Annotated in this window: 18 protein-coding genes and 1 pseudogene; 8 read left to right on the top strand and 11 right to left on the bottom strand. The window is 51.6% G+C overall.

Features of this window, described 5'->3' with window-relative positions; genetic code table 11:
• Positions 1–260: 260 nt before the first annotated feature.
• From cas6e to H3M12_RS13040, 7 genes are read right to left on the bottom strand one after another with little or no spacing between them, the layout of a single operon-like run.
• Complete coding sequence (gene cas6e / locus H3M12_RS03750) at positions 261–917, bottom strand: type I-E CRISPR-associated protein Cas6/Cse3/CasE (protein ID WP_129032306.1); 657 nt, start codon at positions 915–917, stop codon at positions 261–263.
• Between the two features lie 17 nt (positions 918–934).
• The gene (gene cas5e, locus H3M12_RS03745) at positions 935–1,657 is read right to left on the bottom strand and encodes a type I-E CRISPR-associated protein Cas5/CasD (protein ID WP_129032304.1); all 723 of its coding nucleotides are present in this window, start codon (positions 1,655–1,657) and stop codon (positions 935–937) included.
• Complete coding sequence (gene cas7e / locus H3M12_RS03740; protein WP_129032302.1) at positions 1,638–2,708, bottom strand: type I-E CRISPR-associated protein Cas7/Cse4/CasC; 1,071 nt, start codon at positions 2,706–2,708, stop codon at positions 1,638–1,640. Before cas7e ends, cas5e begins: the two co-directional genes overlap by 20 nt.
• Positions 2,708–3,316 (bottom strand): type I-E CRISPR-associated protein Cse2/CasB, encoded by a 609-nt coding sequence (gene casB, locus H3M12_RS03735; RefSeq protein ID WP_182150935.1) that lies wholly within the window; start codon positions 3,314–3,316, stop codon positions 2,708–2,710. Before casB ends, cas7e begins: the two co-directional genes overlap by 1 nt.
• A 17-nt stretch (positions 3,317–3,333) precedes the next feature.
• Complete coding sequence (locus H3M12_RS03730; RefSeq protein WP_129032298.1) at positions 3,334–5,013, bottom strand: type I-E CRISPR-associated protein Cse1/CasA; 1,680 nt, start codon at positions 5,011–5,013, stop codon at positions 3,334–3,336.
• On the bottom strand, positions 5,006–6,451 hold the full coding sequence (cas3, locus tag H3M12_RS13045; protein WP_325065016.1) for a CRISPR-associated helicase Cas3': 1,446 nt from the start codon (positions 6,449–6,451) through the stop codon (positions 5,006–5,008). Before cas3 ends, H3M12_RS03730 begins: the two co-directional genes overlap by 8 nt.
• A 45-nt stretch (positions 6,452–6,496) precedes the next feature.
• Positions 6,497–7,681 (bottom strand): CRISPR-associated endonuclease Cas3'', encoded by a 1,185-nt coding sequence (locus H3M12_RS13040; RefSeq protein WP_325065015.1) that lies wholly within the window; start codon positions 7,679–7,681, stop codon positions 6,497–6,499.
• A 799-nt stretch (positions 7,682–8,480) separates the two neighbouring features.
• Here H3M12_RS13040 and H3M12_RS03720 point away from each other — a divergent pair.
• From H3M12_RS03720 to H3M12_RS03710, 3 genes are all read left to right on the top strand, one after another.
• Positions 8,481–10,238 carry a thiamine pyrophosphate-dependent enzyme gene (locus H3M12_RS03720; protein ID WP_129032296.1) on the top strand — a complete coding sequence of 586 codons (1,758 nt, stop codon included), beginning with the start codon at positions 8,481–8,483 and terminating at the stop codon, positions 10,236–10,238.
• 97 nt (positions 10,239–10,335) lie between these two features.
• Entirely contained in the window at positions 10,336–11,781 is a 1,446-nt protein-coding gene (locus H3M12_RS03715) for an MFS transporter (protein WP_170954959.1), read from the top strand.
• A 446-nt stretch (positions 11,782–12,227) separates the two neighbouring features.
• Complete coding sequence (locus tag H3M12_RS03710) at positions 12,228–13,394, top strand: DUF2075 domain-containing protein (RefSeq protein WP_129032294.1); 1,167 nt, start codon at positions 12,228–12,230, stop codon at positions 13,392–13,394.
• A gap of 84 nt (positions 13,395–13,478) precedes the next feature.
• On the opposite strand, the gene H3M12_RS03705 is transcribed toward H3M12_RS03710, so the two are convergent.
• Both H3M12_RS03705 and H3M12_RS03700 read right to left on the bottom strand, forming a co-directional pair.
• Positions 13,479–13,889 carry a GNAT family N-acetyltransferase gene (locus tag H3M12_RS03705; RefSeq protein ID WP_129032292.1) on the bottom strand — a complete coding sequence of 137 codons (411 nt, stop codon included), beginning with the start codon at positions 13,887–13,889 and terminating at the stop codon, positions 13,479–13,481.
• 261 nt (positions 13,890–14,150) lie between these two features.
• Positions 14,151–14,512: pseudogene (locus H3M12_RS03700) on the bottom strand (6-carboxytetrahydropterin synthase).
• 147 nt (positions 14,513–14,659) lie between these two features.
• Between H3M12_RS03700 and H3M12_RS03695 the strand changes: the two are divergent.
• From H3M12_RS03695 to H3M12_RS03675, 5 genes are all read left to right on the top strand, one after another.
• Positions 14,660–16,213 (top strand): TIGR03766 family XrtG-associated glycosyltransferase, encoded by a 1,554-nt coding sequence (locus H3M12_RS03695; protein ID WP_129032289.1) that lies wholly within the window; start codon positions 14,660–14,662, stop codon positions 16,211–16,213.
• A gap of 90 nt (positions 16,214–16,303) precedes the next feature.
• Complete coding sequence (locus H3M12_RS03690) at positions 16,304–16,501, top strand: hypothetical protein (RefSeq protein WP_129032287.1); 198 nt, start codon at positions 16,304–16,306, stop codon at positions 16,499–16,501.
• On the top strand, positions 16,498–17,058 hold the full coding sequence (locus tag H3M12_RS03685) for a Firmicu-CTERM sorting domain-containing protein (protein ID WP_129032285.1): 561 nt from the start codon (positions 16,498–16,500) through the stop codon (positions 17,056–17,058). Before H3M12_RS03690 ends, H3M12_RS03685 begins: the two co-directional genes overlap by 4 nt.
• Complete coding sequence (gene xrtG, locus H3M12_RS03680; protein WP_129032283.1) at positions 17,055–17,684, top strand: exosortase family protein XrtG; 630 nt, start codon at positions 17,055–17,057, stop codon at positions 17,682–17,684. Before H3M12_RS03685 ends, xrtG begins: the two co-directional genes overlap by 4 nt.
• Entirely contained in the window at positions 17,681–19,018 is a 1,338-nt protein-coding gene (locus tag H3M12_RS03675) for a TIGR03111 family XrtG-associated glycosyltransferase (protein WP_129032281.1), read from the top strand. The genes xrtG and H3M12_RS03675 overlap by 4 nt, the downstream gene beginning before the upstream one ends.
• Positions 19,019–19,083: 65 nt before the next feature.
• On the opposite strand, the gene H3M12_RS03670 is transcribed toward H3M12_RS03675, so the two are convergent.
• Positions 19,084–20,391 carry a hypothetical protein gene (locus tag H3M12_RS03670; protein WP_129032279.1) on the bottom strand — a complete coding sequence of 436 codons (1,308 nt, stop codon included), beginning with the start codon at positions 20,389–20,391 and terminating at the stop codon, positions 19,084–19,086.
• On the bottom strand, positions 20,367–20,822 hold the full coding sequence (locus tag H3M12_RS03665) for a hypothetical protein (protein WP_182150934.1): 456 nt from the start codon (positions 20,820–20,822) through the stop codon (positions 20,367–20,369). Before H3M12_RS03665 ends, H3M12_RS03670 begins: the two co-directional genes overlap by 25 nt.
• Between the last annotated feature and the right edge of the window lie 217 nt (positions 20,823–21,039).

Raw genomic sequence — 21,039 nt, 5'->3', positions numbered from 1 at the left:
TCAAAATACGGCCATAATCATATTCTACATCAGTAATTCAACATAGAAGTGACCAATTATAAATCTGATTTTATAGTCACTAAAAATAGGGCCGTGTACGGCTGGCCCCATCAAGTGATACACCTTGAACTTAGTTTAAATCTCTTTCATTTTATCAAGCTACACTCCTAAGGCGCCCAATAAAGAAAGGTCGCCTGGTCCCGGACACGTCCTAACTCGATTCGTTTCGGTTTCTTGGCGCCCATATTCTTCGCCATCAGCTAGCCCTCTGGGACCACCGTCATCAACCCCATGCCAAAGGCTTTCTCACGACCTAAGCCTCGAGTTAAAGTTTGCTGGAACTGGGCCAAATCTGTAATTTTCAAAAAGCCTTCAAAGCTGACCCGACTCAGGCGAGCTCCCGAGTGCGCTTTACGCTGTAGCTGCGGCCAATCACGATTCACCACATCAAATGCCAAATTAGCCTCATCTTGGTCGCGCATGATTAGTTGAAAGCCGTGCTTTTCGGCCCGGTCAGCCAACCACTTGCGTTGTTGCATCACCGTGATATGGGGTAAGACCCGTCCTTGGCGCTGGCCAGGCTTAGTTACTTTATGCGTTGGATTGGCTGTCAGTCGGAATTGCAAAACTTGACCCGGTTGTAATTGTTGCAAAAAGTCATCGTACGACTTAATTTCAACGGTTCCTAAAACCCCATAGCGTTCCAATTTTGCCTTGTCCGGTGCCGCTTCACTCACCAGTAATAGGTACTCTTTCCCCGCTAACCGGTCCAATCGCCAAAGGTGGCGTGGTCGTTTACCAGCTGCCACTTCCCGAGGAAAACTCTGTTCAACCCAGTTGTGGTAGGCCCCCAGATGCGTTAAATCTCTGATTTTATAGCGGTTCTGCCGATCAACTTCCACTCGTGATAGGTACATAAGTGTGCCCCTTCCCTCTATAAGTATGCCAATGGATTTTGCTGTGTTTCGCCACTCATTCGTTGCTGATATGGGTTGTCAAAGTGCAGTTGCTTTGCAGCAACTGCACGAAAACCATGCTGCCGATGCCGTTGGTCAAACGACACCATCCGATCTTTAACCATAACTCGCGTCTGATCTGGTAACAAAGCTGCATCCGCCACTAAGTCAACTGCAACCTGCGCCGTTTGTTTCCGATACCAAATTTGTCGTTGGTACCAAGCCGCCGCTTGCCAAGGTAAGATTTCACTTAAAACCGTAATTGGCGATGCATCCGCAAACGTTTGAACCTGTAACGGCCCCGCCGGTACGTTCGCCCGCCGTCCTAGAAATGGCTGGAATTTAGGATGGCGCAGTGCCTCAACTAATTGCTCAATCAATGCATCGTCATTGCTCCCTAACGCCACCACAAACAAAGCATCCTGTAAGTAATCCCGGTAAGTAATTTTACGCGTATTGGGCTTCCACTCTACCGTTTGATAATCCATCAAAGCGACACCCACTTGGTCGATTCTCACCGCAAAGTCCAAGTCATTCAGCCTAACTGTTCGCTGATCCTTTCGCCGGTAACCTAAGGCTGCGGCTAATAGGCCAACAATGGCACTTTTCGACGGATAGTCACCAGTCGTCCGCCGCAAAAACGAGGCCGGATTTCCATAAGATTGTAACGGGGCCGTCAGCTTAATCGTTAGTGTCTGCATGTTGCACCGCCTTGGTGAGCGTTTCGGTAACCTGATTTAAAAGTTCCGCCACGTTTGCGACCGGTTGTCCCACTTGTGAGATCGGGTGACCTAACACCAGATTGATTACTGGATGTTCAACAAAGTCCAACGCTTTTCGGTACTCGGTTTCTAATTTTTCAATCGACTTTGCTACATATCCAGCCTTAGAGACCACCGGTTCTTCAAAGGCCGACACCAAGTTGACTGGCGTATCCGTCCGTACCGTGAGCATGACATAGCTCGGCGTCGTCTTGTTGGCAAACGTATTTTGCTTTCCCGTAGGCATTGAGAGCAAGAAACTCTTGATAAAGGTGGTCACACCATGAATGGCATCCGCGGCGCCTAAGTTGCGACTTAATTCGGTTAAATTAATGTTGGCGTAACGGTACAAAGTTGCCGAGTTGAATTCGATGGTTCCCAGCATAGCCGCACCATTGGTATCGTCCGTTTTCTGATCATCCAAGGCTGTGTAGTAATCAAATTCTGGGACGACCTCGTGCGTGGAAATGGCATGGGCCACCTGCGCCGATGCATCGACGTTCAATTCAGGCGCATCGGCGACCATCCGACCAAAGAGGGCTAAATCAAGTGAATGGTCACCCTGCAAGACCTTCTTCAATTCCTTTTTGTCGAAATCGGTATTGTTTAAGGCATATTGGGCTAATTTTTCAATTTGACCTGGACTCACTAATAGCAGGGCCCCCGTTTCGGCCGTCTTCTTGTCGATTTTAATTCCGGCTGTCGCAAAAACCTCCGTTGCTTTAGCCAAGGCCGCATCCGCATCCAAACTCGGGTCCAATTCGGAGAGTTTCGTTGCTAATAATTGAACCCCCTTCTTGGTCCGCGTTCCCGTGCTTTCTCCTGCCGTTCTAAAGGCTGACCGGGTCGCTCGTTTCCAGCTCTGTGACGAGACGCGGGAGCGAGTGACGCCACCATACAAAGCGGTTTTAGGTGATCCCGTATCATCCCGGTTGATATTTGAAGATGGTACCGTCTGAATAACGCTCAAGTCTACGTATAAGTTTTTCATTAGTTTTTCTTCCCTTCAGATTTAGTGGTCGCTACTGGTCGAAAATAAGCTTGGCCCCACCGTAAACGGACGCGGTTGGCCTGGTCGTACCCGGCTTGAAGACTATGGAAATCTTGGGCCAACTGCGCATAATCGATTTTCTGTGCCCAATTATTAGCTTTCAACATGCCTACAAGGTGGGTAATCCCGGTAATAATACTGTTAACGTTGGTCGTTCCTAAAAGCTGTTGCACCCGCCGGTCAAGCGCAACTCTGGTATCGTCATCCTGACGTAATTCTGCCAAAGCCACAAACAAAGATTTTCCTTTGAGCTCTTTATTTGAATCAAACGCCGACCCATAAACTAACTGATCTTTACTTTGCTGATGAATCGCATACAGTCGCATCGCGGTATAGATCGCCGTTTCTGCTAGTGTTGGTTGTCCCGTCTTGCTGAGCATTTGGGGCGTCAAATACATCATCATCACGGGCCAAGCCGCCTGTGCTCGCGGACCCACCAAGGTCGCCGAGTCCCTGATACTTGCCAAAACACCTTTGTTCAGATTGCCATGATTATAGAGTTCGCCAATGATATTGGCTGTTATTTTTTCAACTTCATACGTCGCCATTTAGCTTCACGCCTCCTCTAACTCAGATGTACTTTTACATTATGTTGTAACCAATTTTTAGCGGTGAAAATATTATCTGGTCCCTTTTCCCCCGCAAGTCCCGTAATATCACGCGAAGAACTCGATTGCATAACGTCCGTGGCCGCCGTGAACACAGTCTTTCTCAGCGTTTCTTTCCACTCGTTGACCTTTACGCTACGTTCATCGTGATTACTTAATCCCGCTAACCATGCTTTGAACGGCGCATTCAAGCGGTCATAAAACCCGACACTCAGTTTGTTTGCAAATGCGGTCGCATCTAAGTTACGAATTCGACCAACATTGGCCAAGAACCGATAATAATCTTTACCGATGGTTTGCGTCATCAAGATGACATCTTCAATTTGCTCTGGCCAGTATCCTATATCCGACTTAGTATCAAACAAGACGTTTGCTTTAATCCGCATATCGTCAACGATTTCGGCTGCTGGCGCTTGCGACGTGACGTTTCCGTCGCTAACCAACCCCACCGACATCAGCGCCAATTGCTTGTCATCCGGAATCATGTTCTGGTCCTTTAAATCCCGCAACCACACCACGATTCCGGGTTCATGCGTGGCAGCACTTTCGTTGACCTTGACGTACTGCCCAAAATTACGCCACATGGCGATGCTTAACGACCGGAGTCCCTTCACCGCCGGTCGGTCGGCATGCGTTTTTTTATCGTGGCGCCAAGTCGTCATCGGTTCGATAAACGCATTATCGGCTTCAAAAATAGGTAACCCTGCACTGAAAATGGTGGGATGATCATCCGGCGTCCATTCAATATGCAAAATTCGTGACCAAGTTGTATATAATTCGGCTAAATTATTCGGTTGAACCTGTTGCTTCCGCCGGGCAACGTGGGCCGCGATTGATTCTTCCCAAACCGGAAGTTGTGGGGCGTACGGGTCTTGTTTCCCCGTTAAAACCAAGTTCAACATCAAGGTTTCAAACAAACTTTCTCCGTTAGCAAAAACCGGGCTCAATCGGTAGACCCACCCCGCCGAATTAGCAAATTTCTCAGTCGTTTCAATCTTGGTTTTATCGGTCACTCCCGTAAAGTTCTGGTAGGTGACCAACCAACGAGTTAATTCGGCCAGGGTCAACGTATTCTTAGCATCGCCCGCTTTGGGTGCAAAAATGGCGGGTGTACTACCACTTTCAGAAACTTGCCGATTAATCTGTTTGATAGCAACTTGCCCGTTTCCCGTGGCCACCCGCTTCTTAGTAGGAACCAAAGCATCGTAATCAGTCGTCGTTGCCTGGTAAAAAGGCCGCTCCCCAAATAAATCAAACCGGTCCGCTTGTTGCTGTAAGTACTTAGTCACTGCCGTTGAAAATGCTCCGGCTCGGTAGAGGTCACGCCAAGTTTTCAGTAACCCCCGTTGAATCGTCTTGCGACTAAACTCGGCTTCTGCCTGGTAACCAGCTTGTTCAATAGCCACAGCCCAATCGTAGGCGTTTCCCGCCATATCAACCCGTGAATAAACCGTGGTCAAAATTGCCAGCAGTAACCGGAAAACCGCTAAATCCTGTGCCTGCATATCTCCGGCCAGTCGTTGGTAATCCGGAGCATTTTCAAATAACTCTATCAGCGAAACCATTTTCTCGTGGTCCGCTTGATCAATCACTTTGAGCCATGGTTCGGTCGTTAAATTGAAGCTTTTTTCACCCATAATCCTCCCCCTTTATGTAACGCAATCCTGTCGTAGTTGCGTAGGACAAATGCCAGTTTCCCAAATCCGTTTCTAACGTTTCATTGAGCGGCAACGCTAGCGCTCCTCGTAACCACACACTTTCACGCCATGCTGCATAATGCCGACTCGTCCGTTTTTCCAAATCTGCAATAGTTTGGTCTAATTGATACACCGGTGTTACGGCAGCGGGTAAGCGAATAACCTGTTGTGCAATTTCCCAATCAGGTGCCTGGCTCAAGGGACGGCCATCGAGTAAAACATCCCCCTTGGCAGTCTGTTGAATCAGGATGACTTCCAAGGTTTCTTGGATATCCCGTACCGCAGCACTCGCCTTTTGATCGTCATTAGCCACCTCTTCTTGTGGCCGTTCCAGCCACCCTAAGATGGTCGCATCAGCATCCAAATCTGGTTCGTCAATTTGAAACGCCTGGGCCTTCCTTTGTTCTTGACATCGATGCCGGTTAAAATTTTCCAACGCCTTTTCGATTCCTGGTATCTCAACCGGAGCGGCTTCATCATAAACAGCCTGAACTAGCGGTGAGATATCCGCCGGCAACTTCAAGGTGTCATTTAGGAAATAATCCGTACGAAGCAACAGATACTTTTCGTAAATGGCTTCGTTAGCCGCTCCATACTGACCCGTTGTTTGACTCCCCATGACGTAAAGCTGTGGTGTCTGGAGCGCTTGTGGCCGTTTGATTTGATGCCGATGCAACCGCCCCGCCCGTTGTAACAGTAAATCCATGGGGGCGATATCGGTATACAAAACATCAAAATCAATGTCTAGCGACTGCTCTAGGACCTGGGTGCCAATCACAATCAACTTAGCCGGTCGCTTGCCCTGTTTGCCGATGACCGCTTGTAACCGTTGCTCCTGTTTTTCACGGTCCGGCGCTAAGAAAGCGGAATGGAGAATCAGGACCTCTTCATCAGCTGGAACCAAATCAGCTAACGCCTGCGCTCGTTTGACGGTGTTAACGATGAGTCCGGCGACCCCACCACCACTCAACCGTTTCAACACATGCGCCATCAAGTCATTATCTTCGAGCGTTAATCGTTGGACTTTAACGTCCTGCCGGGGACCCGCCTCAGCAAATTGAGTGACTTGCCGAACTTGCTTGCCGTCTAAAAGACTCAGTAACGGGTAAGCTTGGGTCGCTTCCCACCCCGACGGCCCCGTTAATTGCTTCGTGCCATACTTTCCCTTGGCGTACGCCTGAAGTAACGCGTTACGTTTCACCTTCGGTAGCGTTGCCGAAAGTACCACGATGGGCACGTGGTACGCACCCAACCACTCAATCGCTTGATACAAATACTGATTCATATAGGCATCGTAAGCGTGTACTTCATCGATGATGACAACTTTGTTACTCAGGCCCAAATGCCGCAAAAAGAGGTGCTTTTGTTTTAACCCCATCAAGAGCAGATGATCAATCGTTCCAACTGTAAAGTCCGCTAAAATCTATTTTTTCCCCGAAAACCAGCCGTTCACCATAACGGATTCAACCTGCTCAGTTTCAGCATTTGAGTGTCCTTGATTCACGTTAGTCGCGCGCGGCAAATGCCGGTATAACTCATTGAATTCCGCTTTTCCGTGTAACAATTTGATTTGTAACTTTTCACCTTGGCGGTCGGCCAACTGGGCTAACCAGGTATTTACCCGGGCAAACATAGCATTCGTCGTTGCCTGCGTAGGCAATCCCATGAAGAGCCCATCTCGCTGCGTTTTATAAGCCAATTCTTCCGTGGCGACCAGCGCTAACTCCGTCTTTCCCAGCCCCATAGGCGCTTCTACAATCATCATGCCAGGATCAAGTGTCTGACTGATTGCTTCTGTCATCACCTTCTGGACCGAATTTTGTTGAAACCCCCACCGGGCTTGATAAGGGTCAGAACTTGTTTTAACAGCTTGGGGCGCCCACTTATCTTCACGCCGCCAAGCTAAAATCGCCTGTTGAAACCGGGCCGTCATATCGACATCTTGCCATGTGTCTGCTACCCCAATTAACGGGAACAGCGGCATTTGGGTGTCATCATCTAAGAATTCACTTGAGGCTAGCCAGTCTGTCATAATCAACAAGCCTTCCAAAATCACGGCCTGCGGTTGTCCCACTGACGGAATTTCCGCGACATGCTGATAACCAGACAACGACAACCCGTAGTGAAACAACTCCAACTGCACTTGTTGCCAAGGCGCTTGCAGCGCGGCATTCTGATCACTTTGCCAGTAGTTCGCGGTGTAGGTCCGTAATTGTTTTCGCGGACGACGGTCGGCCGGCCTCCCATGATGCCCACCGATGATAGCCCCGATGGCAACTGGGACCCCAAAGCTTTCTAAAATGGCTTCCCCGGCAAGCGCGTGGGGTGATTTGCGGGCCAAGGCCACATCATCTAACCCTTGAAAGCCGTTGAAGGTCAACTGGTCGCGTAACTCGTGATCCAGTTCCTGGTCGCCATTGTAAGCCGGCTTTAATTGAAACGCCGCAGTGGCCTTCCCCAAGTCATGCATAAATCCTAAAAACTTCACTAATTTCTGCAAATCTTCCGCCGACAAGGATTGACACAATAGCTGCCGTTGACCTTCGGCTAACCAGTGATTCATTAACCAGTTAATGACGTTCTGGGCATCCACTAAATGAGTGATCAATGGCAACCATAAGTGATGACCATCCACCGATCGCTTTTTTGCCCAGAGAGCGCTACTTTGAGCCGATAACGCCATGATTCAATCACCTCCCCCTAGTAAGTTCCGCTAATTGTGGCTAACTTTTTCAAACTCTTTTTCGAGGTGCCGTCACTTCGATTCCTACTTTGAGCTATCACTTTACTTTGATTCTGCAACCACCCCCTTTCGGTTAGCCATTTGGGGAATATAAAACTACTTTATTCTGATTAACTGTGTCTTTACCCCAAAAGTACCTGGATTATTATCCATAGCAGCAATCCACCTATCATAATCAAAAACAGCCCACCACACATGTCTTTCCTCCAAAATAAATTTTAAATCACCCCCCACATGCGTGGGGAACACATCTTCGCTATGTTTCGGATTCGGGTAGAGTGGGAATCACCCCCACATGCGTGGGGAACACACTAAAGAATCCCTGTCAGACCGGCGTTTTAAATTTTGCAAAGAGCTATTTTTTATTAGTTCGTCCTTTGTTCCCCAAATTATAACTTCATCGCTCACCCAACAGGTGCTTAACGCAAAAAAGACACGGTTGATTTTCAATCCGTGCGTTACCCAAATACCAGTTAATCAATTTCCAGAACCAGCCCCACTCGTTTCTTAGCCAACGCCTCCTTGCTTTCTTGTCACTCATTTTCCCATAAAACGCTCGCGTCACATTTTCAACAGCACTTCCCACCCCCGCTTCCCCACTAGCGGCTATGCTAGCCTCGTCTTATTTAAACAGACGACTTTTAGCCAAAGGAAGCGAACGAACATGACAAAAATGATTGCCGGACAGGCCTTGGTCAAAGTGCTCGAAGACTGGGGCATCACCCACATCTATGGGATTCCCGGTGGCACCATTAACCACGTGATTGAGGGCCTCTACCAAGAACAGGACCGCCTGCAGTATATCCAGGTCCGCCACGAAGAAGTCGGCGCTTTAGCCGCCGTGGCCGACGCGAAATTCACTGGTCACATCAGTGCGGCCTTCGGGTCAGCCGGTCCCGGCGCCATCCACCTGCTTAATGGCCTGTATGACGCTAAAATGGATCACATCCCCGTGTTGGCCCTGGTCGGCCAGGTCGACCAAGCACAGATGAACACCAACTTCTTCCAGGAAATGGACGAACTACCAATGTTCAACGACGTGGCCGTTTATAACCACCAAGTCACCACGGCCGCCCAGATTCCTTACGTCATCAACCAGGCGATTCGAGCCGCGTACCAGTTCCAAGGTCCCGCCGTGGTCATCTTACCGGACGACCTCTCCGCTACGGAAATCGAGTACACGCCGACCAAGACGCCAACCGTTGTGGCCGCGAATACCACCCAGATCATTGACCCGCAGGCGATTCAGACCAGTCTCGACCTGTTGAAGGCCGCCAAGCACCCCCTGATTTACGCTGGCCGCGGACTGATGGGCGCCCGCGACGAACTGGTTCAGTTCAGTGAGCAGTTCAATCTACCGGTCGTCAACACAGTCCCGGCGACCGGAATCTTACCGACCCGCCACGCTAACGCCATCGGCACCACCGGCCGTTTAGGCTCCAAGCCGGGGTTCGAAGCCGTGCAAAACGCTGATTTGATTCTCTTCTTGGGGTCCGAATTTCCGTTTGCTGGCGGGTGGCCGAAGACCCTGAAAATCATCCAGGTCAACAACAACGCCTTTGACATCGGCAAAACGGTCCCGATTGACGAGGCTGTTATCGGGGACGCCAAGACCTACTTGCGCGCGATGATTGCGACTAAGGAAACCCTGCCAGAAACGGCCTGGTTACGTTTAAACCGGCAAAACAAGCAAAACTGGGAAAACTGGCTGGCGGAACGTGCCGACGATGAGACCAACGGCTTAGCCCCCGAGGCCGTCATGCAACAGGTCGCATCAATGGTCGGCCCCAACGATTTGTTTGGCGTCGACACCGGCAACGTGTCCGAGTGGGCCGTACGCGGCTTACCACTCAACCAGAACCAGCGTTTCGCTATCTCCGGGCTGTACGCCACCATGGGCTTCGGGTTGCCCGCGGGGATCGCCGGGGCGTTGAGTCGGCCCGATGCGCAATCCTGGACCTTTTCCGGGGACGGCGGGTTTGCGATGGGCGTTCAAGACCTGATCACCGCCGTCAAATACAAGCTCCCAACCATCAACGTGGTCTTCACCAACACGCGACTGGGGGTCATTTACGAAGAACAGCTTGAAAACCAGCAGCATCTCTTTGGTGTAGAACTTGCCGACGCCGATTGGGCCAAAGTCGCCGAGGCCATGGGCGCCATCGGCTTTACCGTCAGGACCAAAGCGGAAGTCGCCCAGGTCTTCGACCAGATTGAAACACTGCAGGACCAGGGCAACCAGAAACCCATCGTGGTCAATGCCATCATCAACCGCGAAGACCCGATTCGCACCGGTAACGTCCCGCTAGACCCGGCCAAAAACGATGCCGCTACGATCGCCGCTTACGCCAAGGCCTCCCACCTCGACGTCACGGCCCAACCTTCGTTAGGTGAACTCTTAGCGGCCCACGACGACCATTAAGTCTAACCTGGTCAGCAACTGTTAGCGAAATAGCGGACCTTCACCCGTTGGTGGCAGGTCCGCTATCTTCGTTTTTTTCCTCAAGGAGGTGGGTCCCGTGGCGCAATTGGCATTTACGGCCGACCCGCAAATCCAGCACCACCGCTGGTTGATCCTGGTGGCCGTTTGTTTGTTTTCGTTTATGTCTACGCTAGACGCCAGCATCGTCAATATCGCTTTACCCGTAATGGAGCGCTCATTGCACATCCCCATGAACCAGGTCGAGTGGGTCGTGTCCATCTACCTGCTGGTGACCTGCGCGTTTCTCCTATTGTTCGGTAAAATGAGTGACAGTTACGGGAAGATTCGAATTTTCAAATGGGGCGCGGGGCTGTTCACGCTGGGGTCGTTTCTTTGCGGCGTCAACCTGGGCCTGTCCTTTCTGCTGTTTTCCCGGGTCACCCAAGGAATTGGCGCGGCCATGACCATGAGCACCAATAGCGGGATCATCACGGAAATCTTTCCCAAGACCGAACGCGGCCGCGCGTTGGGTACGATTGGTTCCTTTGTGTCTTTGGGGAGCATCGCCGGCCCCGGCATCGGCGGCCTGATTCTCGCCAACTACTCCTGGGGCTATATCTTCTGGATGAACGTCCCGATTGGCATCATTGCCTTGATGTATGGTCACTTCATTTTACCCCACGATGTCACCTTCAGCGACGACGCCATCGATTGGTTAGGTGCGGGCCTCTTTTTCATCACCATCGCGACCACTTTTGGCGGCATTTTCGGCGGCCAAGCGATCGGGTTCACCCAACCCATTATTCTTTGGGGCTTGGCTTTGGGGCCCTGCTTTTTCTTGAGCTTCCTACTCACGGAGTACCGGTGCCCCCACCCGTTGGTCGCTTTGCGCTTGTTCGCCAACGCGCAGTTCTCCGTTAGCTTGTTGTCGGCCTTTCTGGTCTTCGTGGCCAACCTGTTCTTTTCGGTCATTATGCCCTTTTTCTTGGAAAATACGCGCCATCTTCCGGCTAACGTCGCGGGCTACCTGTTCATGACCTTCCCTTTGGTCCAAGTCGTTATTGCCCCGTTGTCCGGGTTAGTGACCGACCACGTGGGACCAGAACTGATTACCGTGATTGGCTTAGCTTTGATCAGTCTCAGCCAGTTGGGCTACCTGAACACGACGGTCGGCTTGCCGTTTGCTTTCCTGGTGCTCTTCATTGCGACCGGTGGCCTGGGCAACGGCATCTTTCAAGCGCCCAATAACACCATCGTGATGAGTGCCATCCCCGTGACCGAGTTAGGCATCGCCGGCAGTCTCAGCGCGTTGGTCCGAGAACTCGGCATGGTCATTGGTATCGCGACCGCCACCACGGTCCTCTTCTCGTCGATGAGTCATCAAGCAGGGCACCTGGTCTCAACGTACCCGTTTGGCCATCCCGACTTATTTATTCATGCGTTGCATACCGCCTTCACGTTGGCTTTAGTCCTGTGCTTGCTTGCCACGGGCTTATCGATTTACCGGTGGATGGTGACCCCACGAAATGCATCAGTGAAATAGAACCATGTTCCACGTGAAACATCATTTTTCAATCAAGTAAAAGTGCAGTAGAAAATAACTCTTCCACTGCACTTTTTTAGACCCCCACATGCGTGGGGAATACCCGGAGTTGACCAAAGGCCAGTTAAAACGCATGGAATCACCCCCACATGCGTGGGGAATACAAAAGAGCCGGATCGCTGATCTGGCGGGAAATAGAATCACCCCCACATGCGTGGGGAATACACTAAGGAAATCCCGTCAAACCGGCGTTTTGATTTTCGCCCGAGACCGTTTTTTATTAGTTCGGGTTTTGTTCCCCTAGTATACCCTATCAATAATGACCTGACGTGAAATCCAAATTCACTGGTCAGAATCCAAATTTATCCTAGCCAGAACTGACTTCCACCCCATTTGTGGTACCATTGACCTTTAGTGACGCTAAATTGAAAACCTAGGAGTTTAACATGAACGAAATCTTAAAAGCACAGTTTTTCGTCGACGACTTATCCGCCGACCAGAAGCATATGATCACCAAAATCAACGATTACATTGCTCAAGGCCTGACCCGTAAACCATCTTCGGTCGCCATCATCGAAGGCGCCGCCGGAACCGGGAAATCCGTCGTTTTGATAGAACTGGTTCGGCAGTACATGACCGACCCGCAGTACCGGACCGCGCTGGTGGTCAACCACCCCGAGTTATACAAGGCCTACCGCGACATGGGGAAGGCCATTCCCCATTTGAACGTCCAATCGATTCGACGGCCAACCGCGTTGATCAACGATGCTCAAAAACACGATAAGCAGTACGACATCATCTTTGTCGACGAAGCCCATTTGCTATACTCCAAGTCGGAACCCTACGCCCATTACCGCGGGCAAAACCAACTGACCGATTTGATGAACCTGGCCAAAGTCGTGGTTGTCGTTTACGATTTCGACCAGGTCTTCCAATCCAAGATGTACTGGGACAAGGATCTCTTGATGAAGACCATCGGCCAGCACCCGCACCAACTCTTCTCCATGAACTTCCAATACCGGATGGTCGCCAGCAACGAGCAAGTCGCCTGGATGGACGACTTGACGGCTCAAAAACCGCTGCGGCCTTTCCCGACCAACAGTAAGTTCGAGTTCAAAGTCTACGACAAGGCCGGCGACCTTTTTGAAACCATCAAACGCCGCAACAAGGAATACGGTATGAGCCGGGTCGTCGCGACTTCCGGTTTTCCGCGCATCGACGGTCGGCACAACGTAGAAATGGACACCTTCAACCTCCCCTGGGACGAATGGGACCCGCAACGTACCCCGTGGGCCAAGCGGGAAGGTTCCATCACCCAGGTCGGTACGATCTACACGCTGCAAGGGTTTGACTTAAATTACGTGGGCATGATCATCGGCCCGTCCTTCGGCTACGACGCCAAAACCGACAGCATGACCGTGATCCCCGAAAAGTACTCGCATAAAGAGGTCTTCAAGAAGCGCAAGGACCGCAAATTCACCCGTGCGGAGTACCAGGCCTTCATCGCGAACGTCTTAAACGTGCTCATCAAGCGTGGCAAGTATGGCCTGTACTTGACAGCGTACGATGATGCGTTACGGCAACGCCTGTTAGAACTGGCGCAACAAAACTAACTCGTCAATCTAAAAAAATCTCGGTCACCACAGCCGTAGTGGGATGACCGAGATTTTTTGAATTTTATGCCCGTGATGGTTTGACTACAGTTGCTTATACAATAAGAAACAAGTCAGGGCTGCCGAAGCCGGGTCATTTTCGTCTAAGTGAATTTTTCGTTGCGCAAGCACGTTGAACTGCCGCTTAAAATAAAAGGGGTAGTTACAATCCGAATCGGTATACAGATAAATCAACTCATGAGACGCATATTGTTCAAACGCGTGTAAGAGCCGGGAGCCAATATGGTGACCGGTCAGTGCGGGGTCGACCGCAAACAGTGTGATTTCCGCTGATGGGACTAACTCCCCAAACTCCAGATACATCTGTTGGTTGACTTGATCGTACTGCTTAGACTCACCGGCATAGCTGCCTAACGCAATGACGTGTCGTCCCAACGTTGTGTAGCATCGCTGGGTCCACTTGAGCTTCAGCCGAGGTGTGTTGGAGATACGCACAAACAAGAATCCCACTAAGGAGTTAGGGCTAAAAAATGACTTGCCGTTATTGGCAAGTCATTTCTTAGTCTGTGCTCAACCCCTGTTCGTCGCTGTGATAGCACCGATAGACTCATTTTCAAAGACGACCGACCAGTCAGTCGTGACCAGCTTGGGGCCCATGTCTTTAACTCTCGCTGATGGGAGTTGCCTAGGGGACACCGCGGTCCCACCTAGCCACCTTTGTTCCACGTGAAGCATCCCCATCACCACCTTGAGTCCTTAGTTACGGGTATCGATACAGTAGGCTCGGATTGGCGAATCACTGACTTCGATTCGCAATAACTGCGCCCCATTGTCCCGCAAGACTTGGTCAATTTTTTGAAAAAGGTACTCGGTGACGTTTTCCACCGTGGGGTTCACCGTTTGAAATTCCGGTAAATCATTCAAGAACTGGCCAGAAAGTTCATCTAAGACTTGTGTAGGATCGTTTCGATATCGTAAAACGCCACCATTTTATCCGTGGTATGTAACTCACACACGATTTCCCAGGTATGTGTATGCTTCTCCCCCGATCCCGCGGCCCATCGAATCGCGTGGCTCGCGTTAACATAAGATTTTATTTTATAAGTTCGTTGACTCATCTCGTTCCCTCCCGCATGGCACTACTGCCATCTTAGTCGAAGTCTGGCCCCTTGACAACTGCATCCGCGCCACTTCCAGTTGCGCCGTGCGTCCCGTAGTTGTAAGCTTTGAATAGTTCTTACTCTAAATTGATTCGAGGAATTCACATGCGGCAACAATTTTACCATTTCAATACCCGAGCCCTAAAACTCATCTTTTACGGCTTTTTCATCCTCACCTTTGGCTTTGCCCTGACTTCACCTAACCTGATTTTGGGGGACAATGCCGTCACCAAAGTTGGGACTACAGGGGTGACGACCGGGGTGCTATTGCTGGCCTTAGCCATCGCACTTACCCTATACGTCTCTCCCCACGCGCGACGGCTAGGTTACAAGGTGTTCGTGACCAACCGGTGGGTAACCGCCAGCGGGTGTCTGGGCCTCGTGGTGCTCGGCCAAATCGGCTTAGTCTGGGCATTGCATTTCCCCAGCGGGGCTGATGTAGACGCCATTCACCAAGCCCTGCTCACTCCCAACGCCCCGAACACCGTGGGCTATTTTAGCGTCAACCCCAACAACCTCCCCCTCTTACTCATCCAACACTGGTTAGCCAGTCAGTTTCACACTACGTCCTGGCTCTTCTTCGATTCCTGGACGTTGCTTTTCGTCGACGTCTCAGCGACTTTGAACCTCTTGAGTTTGGCGGTCATCGACCGCACCAATGTCCCGTGGGGCTTGTATCTACACGCCCTGTGGCTCGCATTCTTTCCCGCCATCACCATTCCGTATACTGATACCTGGGTCTTACCCGCTGTGTCATTCTACATCCTCTGCTATTGCGTGCTAGCTTACTCGAACGCCCCTAAGCTACTTAAAGCTCTCGCCGCGCTTGGGTTCGGCATGGGGGTCAGTGCCGCCTTCTTCATCAAGCCCTCGGCCATTGTTCCGGCAATCGCCATTGTGCTCATTGAAGGCTTGACACTACTGAAGCCCCAACCCCACCACTGGCTCTGGCTGGGACTGTTGGCACTCCTCCTAACCGGTAGCACTGCCGGCAGCTACATAGTGGGGCACCACGTCGTCCAAACTCAAACCTACATCCGCGTCAATCAGGCCCGGGCTAAGCCCCTGGTCCACTTTATCAACATGGGCCTCTCGGGTCAGGGCGGGTACAACGCGAAGGACTCCTACAAAATGGTGACTACGTTGAATAAACAAGCCCGCATCAACTATTCCGTGACGACCATCAAGCGCCGATTACGACGTCTGGGCCTGACCGGTTACGTGGCCTTCCTCTGGCAAAAACAACAGCACAATACCAGCGACGGGTCGTTTGGCTGGGCCCAAGACCCCTTGCTGGCCCAACGGCGTCACTTTCCAACCTCGCCTAGTTGGTCCGGTCACCTCGAGAACTTCTTGTTCCTTTATGGCCGGAATTTGGGGGATCTCCGTTTTCTGACCCAAATCTGGTGGTGTCTCTGGTTAGGTCTCATCTTCTTTGCCTGGCACGATGACCGCAAAATCATCCAAGCACTCCGGTTGGCCTTCGTCGGTGGGTGCTTGTTCCTGTTGATTTTTGAAGGTGGGCGAAGCCGCTACCTGATTCAATTTTTACCCGTTTTGTTGCTTCTCGCGACCCTCAATAGTCCGGCTACGCATCAGCTACTTCACCGTCATTTGGCCTGGCTCCACGCCCCCACCGTTAATCACTCGGTGACTTAATTAGTTCAGTAGCTTTACTTACATTTCACTCACAAGCTATACTAAAATTAGTGATCGGCTAATGGCCGACCACGTTCGGAGGCATATTGCATGGGAATTTATAAACCCATTTTCATCTTAACTTTAACCATCAGTTTTGCATTACTGGGAGGTGGCCCGGCACAAGCAGCGACCACCACGACCTCTCGTAACGCGGCTCTGACACAACTACATCATCAAGCGGCGACCTCGGCATCACTATCGACGGTGATTTTACCGACTGGGCTGATAAACCAAAACACGCCATGACAATCAGCGGCGATGACGACAACGTGAAGTACGTCTCGTTGTTGACCGATAACCACTCCATCTACTACTACATATTGATGAGTCCTAAGCTGCAAGGCGGCTACACCAACTTTCAACCGAGCGGGTACGTCCTGACGGTTGGCGGCAAGACGTTCCACCTTTCCTTCAACAATCATCAAACCGTGACCCTTAACGTCGGTGAGAAACAGGCCGTCGCCATGAACCTTTACGGGAGCGACGGGTCGAACGTGAACTTGAGTCATCAAGCCTACGTCTCTCGTCAAATCATCCCCCAAAAGTTGGGTGACGGAACGGCCGTCAAGGGGAAAGGATACGTCCTCGAATGTGCCATTCCACTAGCGGATCTCCAAGGAATTTCCAGCACCAGTGGCCAAACCATCTCCCTGAAAAACCCGAATCTCTGGACCGGATCCTTAAAGGTTTCCGGCGGAAGTACCGGACCCATCGTCTTGGCTGGCATCGGCGCTTTAATCGCCGTGGGAAGCGTGTGGCAATTCTCGACTCGTCCGCAGAAACGAGGTCCCCGCCAATCATGAGCATTTATTTAATCCTGGGGTTCCTCATCTGGCTTTATCTTATCTCCGTTTTAAAACGTGCTCAGGTTCCCGCTTTCTATTTCATCGTGGGGTCCGCCGGGCTCTTTTTCATCCTGATAGCGTTGAGTGATCCTTATTGGGTCTGGTTCTTTACTCACGCCGTCATCAACGGGGTCCGCTGGGTGGGGACCGTGACCGGCATGTGTACCATCATGTCTCACTACGGCCTCGTCAGCATCAATAATCCGTTTAACCCGCTGACCATGACCATCGACTACGAGTGTTCCGGCATCATCGAGACCACCGCCTTCGTTAGCCTGGTCGCTTTCTTTCCGCTTTTTAACCACCACGAACGCGTCTTCTTTGGCTTGCTGGGCTTGTTGTGGATCTACCTGGCCAACGTACTACGCTTAGCCATTGTCATCGTGTTGGTCCACTTTTCGGGCGGGCAGATTTTCTTTTTCGCCCACGCCATCCTGGGCCGCCTTGTTTTCTACATTCTGGTCATTGTTCTGTACTACAACGTCTTCACCTACTCACAAATCTCACGAAATTTTTATGCGGCCTGCGTTGCGACCCTGCGTCGCTGGCAAGTTAACCTTCACTGGGGGCGAGAAAAGTCATGAGTTATTGGTTGAACCTGACGCTATTTAAAATGGGCTTTTGGTTGACCTGGGCGTTGATCCCCATCGTGGTCGAAATTATCCCCGCCATCATTTCTAGCTTACGTCTCCTACGCCACAATGCCCATCCGCGGCACCTGGAGTCGCCCGCTAAATGGCCTGTGATCTCCATCATCGTCCCGGTCTACAACTCCGCGGACACCCTCTTTGCCTGCCTCGACTCGATCGAACGGTCCACCTACCCTAAGGCCGCCATCCAGGTCATCGTGGCTGATAATCAGAGTACCGACAATAGCTTCGCTGTCTTTGCGGCGGCCCAAAACACTTTCCAGGACCTCCACTTATCCATCATCCACACACCGAAGGGAAAGGCGCGGGCCTTAAACAACGCCCTGTACGTGGCCATCGGAACCTACATCATCAATATCGACAGCGACGGTGTCCTTGAACCGCACGCCCTCACCAATATGATCCTGCAATTCGAAAACGACGACCACGTCGCCGCGTTGACCGGCACCATTTTGACCCAAAAAGACCGGCTGAAACAGCATGGGCACGTCTTGCAATATAACGAGTACTTTGAGTACGCTCAGGCCTTCCTTTCCGGTCGAGTCATGGAATCACACCATAACCAACTGTTCACCATGTCGGGAGACTTTTCCGCCTTTCGCAAGGAGGTCGTGCTCAATACCTTTCTTTACGATGCCGACACCATCGGGGAAGACACCGATATGACGTTTCAAATCAGAGACCGCCTCAACCAGCGCGTCGAGCTGTGTCCCGACGCCATCTTCTATATCGAACCAATCGCTAATTTGGGCCAACTCTATACCCAACGTCAGCGCTGGCAACGGGGGGAAATGGAGGTCGTTCAACAGTACACGCACCGTCTGAGCGTGCGCGACTTCTTCACAAACTTCATGGTCCGCCGGCTCTTGTTGGACCACACATTCCTTTTTCCCCGCATGATTTGGCTCTGCGCCAGCGTCGTGCTGCTCTTCTTTCGCTACTCCCCAATTATGATGGGCATGTCGTACGTTATCATCTACCTGCTCTATATCCTGGTGAGCCTCTTCAACTACCTCTGCGTCTTGCAATTACTGGTCGCCTTCCCGGAGGAGCGCCGCTTTTACCGCCGGCAATGGTGGGTCGCGACCACCCTGCCCGTGTATAGTCTGGTCTGTGCTTTCATTCGGCTAGTGGGCGTCCTCAACAGCATGACCACCACGGTCGGCTGGAACTCGACGCCATTTCGAGCCGAGTGGCGCCGCATCAAGACTGTCGTCGCCCACGATTGGCGCGCCGTGAGATTGCACCGCAAGTCGGCGCGTAAATGATTAACCGCAACCCAAAATGCCTAACCTGGAAGTTTAACCAGGTTAGGCGTTTTTAATTGTCTTTATTAATCCAACTCATACGGTGTGTAAACCGACTGGCCCCCGAAGACCAAGAAGCCAAAGTCCTCCGGCGTACTGCCGTCTTCATCCCCATCGGGATCGAAATTGACGGCGTAGGTCTTTTGCGGATTGAACAGTGCCAAACGGTACTGGGCTTTCCCGTGGTAGTGGACCTTCTTGGTCTTGAAACCACTCAACTTCTTGGCCAGATACAAGTAGCGTGTGTGGCCCTTGATGGTGGTCCGCTTGATTTTCACGGACGTCTTAGGCTTGGCCCGGTATTCCGTCTTACGACCAGCCGGATCGTTGTGGTGGACTTCCACGTACCCATCGGTGGTGATCACCACGCTCCGTTTGGCCAGTTTCCCCGCCGTGATGGGTTTGGTCGAGCTTCCCAAATACAGGTCCCCCGCACTCCCATTTTTCGGCATGTAGGCGGGGCGCTTAACCCGGGCAAAGGATTGGTAATGCTTAGTCGTTGCGGCATCTTGACCGGCCCATAAGCCCTTTTTGTACCCCGGTGCGAGGCGCTTGGTACTCAACCGATTCGTGACCACTTGCATGCTCTTCACCGTCTTGCCTCGTTGCCGTTGGCTGACTACCTGGCCAGCCACCACGGTCCCCTTCGGTAAGGTGATGGTCTTCTTTAGCGTCCCGGAAACGTACGCGTCAAACGGTGCCCGTACGCGAACCTTTTTGGTGGTGCGGTAATAGGTCATCTTGGGCGAAGTCTTGACCTGTTTGGCCAACGCCTTAGCGCTGAGCTTCTTGGCTGTAACCGGCGACCCCGTCGTTTGTCCTTGGTACGCATAGAACGACTGGCCCCCGACGCGGTAGTTGGCATAGACGCCATAACCGATGGTGGTCGTCTGCTTTTGCTTCTGCAGAGTCAACTGGTACCCCGCAGCCCCCTTTACCGTGGTGGGCGTATCTTTCAAACCCTTCAGGTGGTGCCGGTAGGCCATTGTGACCACGCCGTGTGCCTGACTAGTCCGCAAAATCTTCTGACTCACCGGTTTCCCTTGCGGTAAGTCCGTATCGTTCCTCTGACTGGTGCCCGTGTCGTAGTATTCGACGTACCCGTCACTCGTGGTCCGGAACAATTGCGTGCGTTTTTCCTGCGCCGACGTGCCCTTAAACAGATTAGCCGCGGTGAGATCCGCAAAGTCATCGTGCATCACGGTACTGTATGCCGGTTGGTCAACGGGCGTCGCCTTAAGCGTACGTACTGCGACATCTTTAAAGGTCTGTTTGTCGCCAATCCCCAGTTGGTGCCGCAGGTGATAGCTCAACGCCGTGGCGTTGATGGCCAAAGTTTCCCGGCCCTTGCTGACACTGGTGGTCCCTTGAATGACGGTCCCCTTCGCGTTTGATAGCCTTTGGAGTACCCCTTGACCATCGACTTCGCGTATACGTACCCGTCATCACCGCCGTAGTCATCCCGAATATGTAAATAAGTTGCCGACTTGTTGCCATGTTTCATGGTGACCTTGGCGTCCGCCATCCAGGTCATCTTCTGGTGGGCGCTGTCGACCTGATTTAAAATCCACAACCGCTTGGTGTGGGTCTTGTCCCAAGTAAAGCGCGTCTGCTTATCATTTTTAAGGTGATAAGCTGTCCGGGCAATCTTCTGCGTCTTGGTGATGTGGTAGCTGGTCTTAGCCTGCGCCGTGGTGGTCATCAGGCCCACGCTGCCCCCGATAAACGCCACGGTGGTGGCTAACCTTCCCCATTTAATTAACATCTAAATAACCCCCTCCTCAAATCTGGTTACTAGTTAAGGATACCACTATTGTTGACTAATAATGGTATTATCGGGTAAATGTAACGGGGATAAGTTACGGCCAGATCAACGTTTATGCTTCTAATCTTAGCTATTAAGCCGATCAGCAGGCCGCACCTAATCCCGCCAAAAAAGCGTCCAACCATCACGGTTGAACGCTTACTTTATTGTTCAAAAA

It is taken from the genome of Levilactobacillus suantsaii (assembly GCF_014069315.1).
Lineage (GTDB): Bacteria > Bacillota > Bacilli > Lactobacillales > Lactobacillaceae > Levilactobacillus > Levilactobacillus suantsaii.
This window is presented reverse-complemented; position numbering and strand designations above follow the sequence as displayed.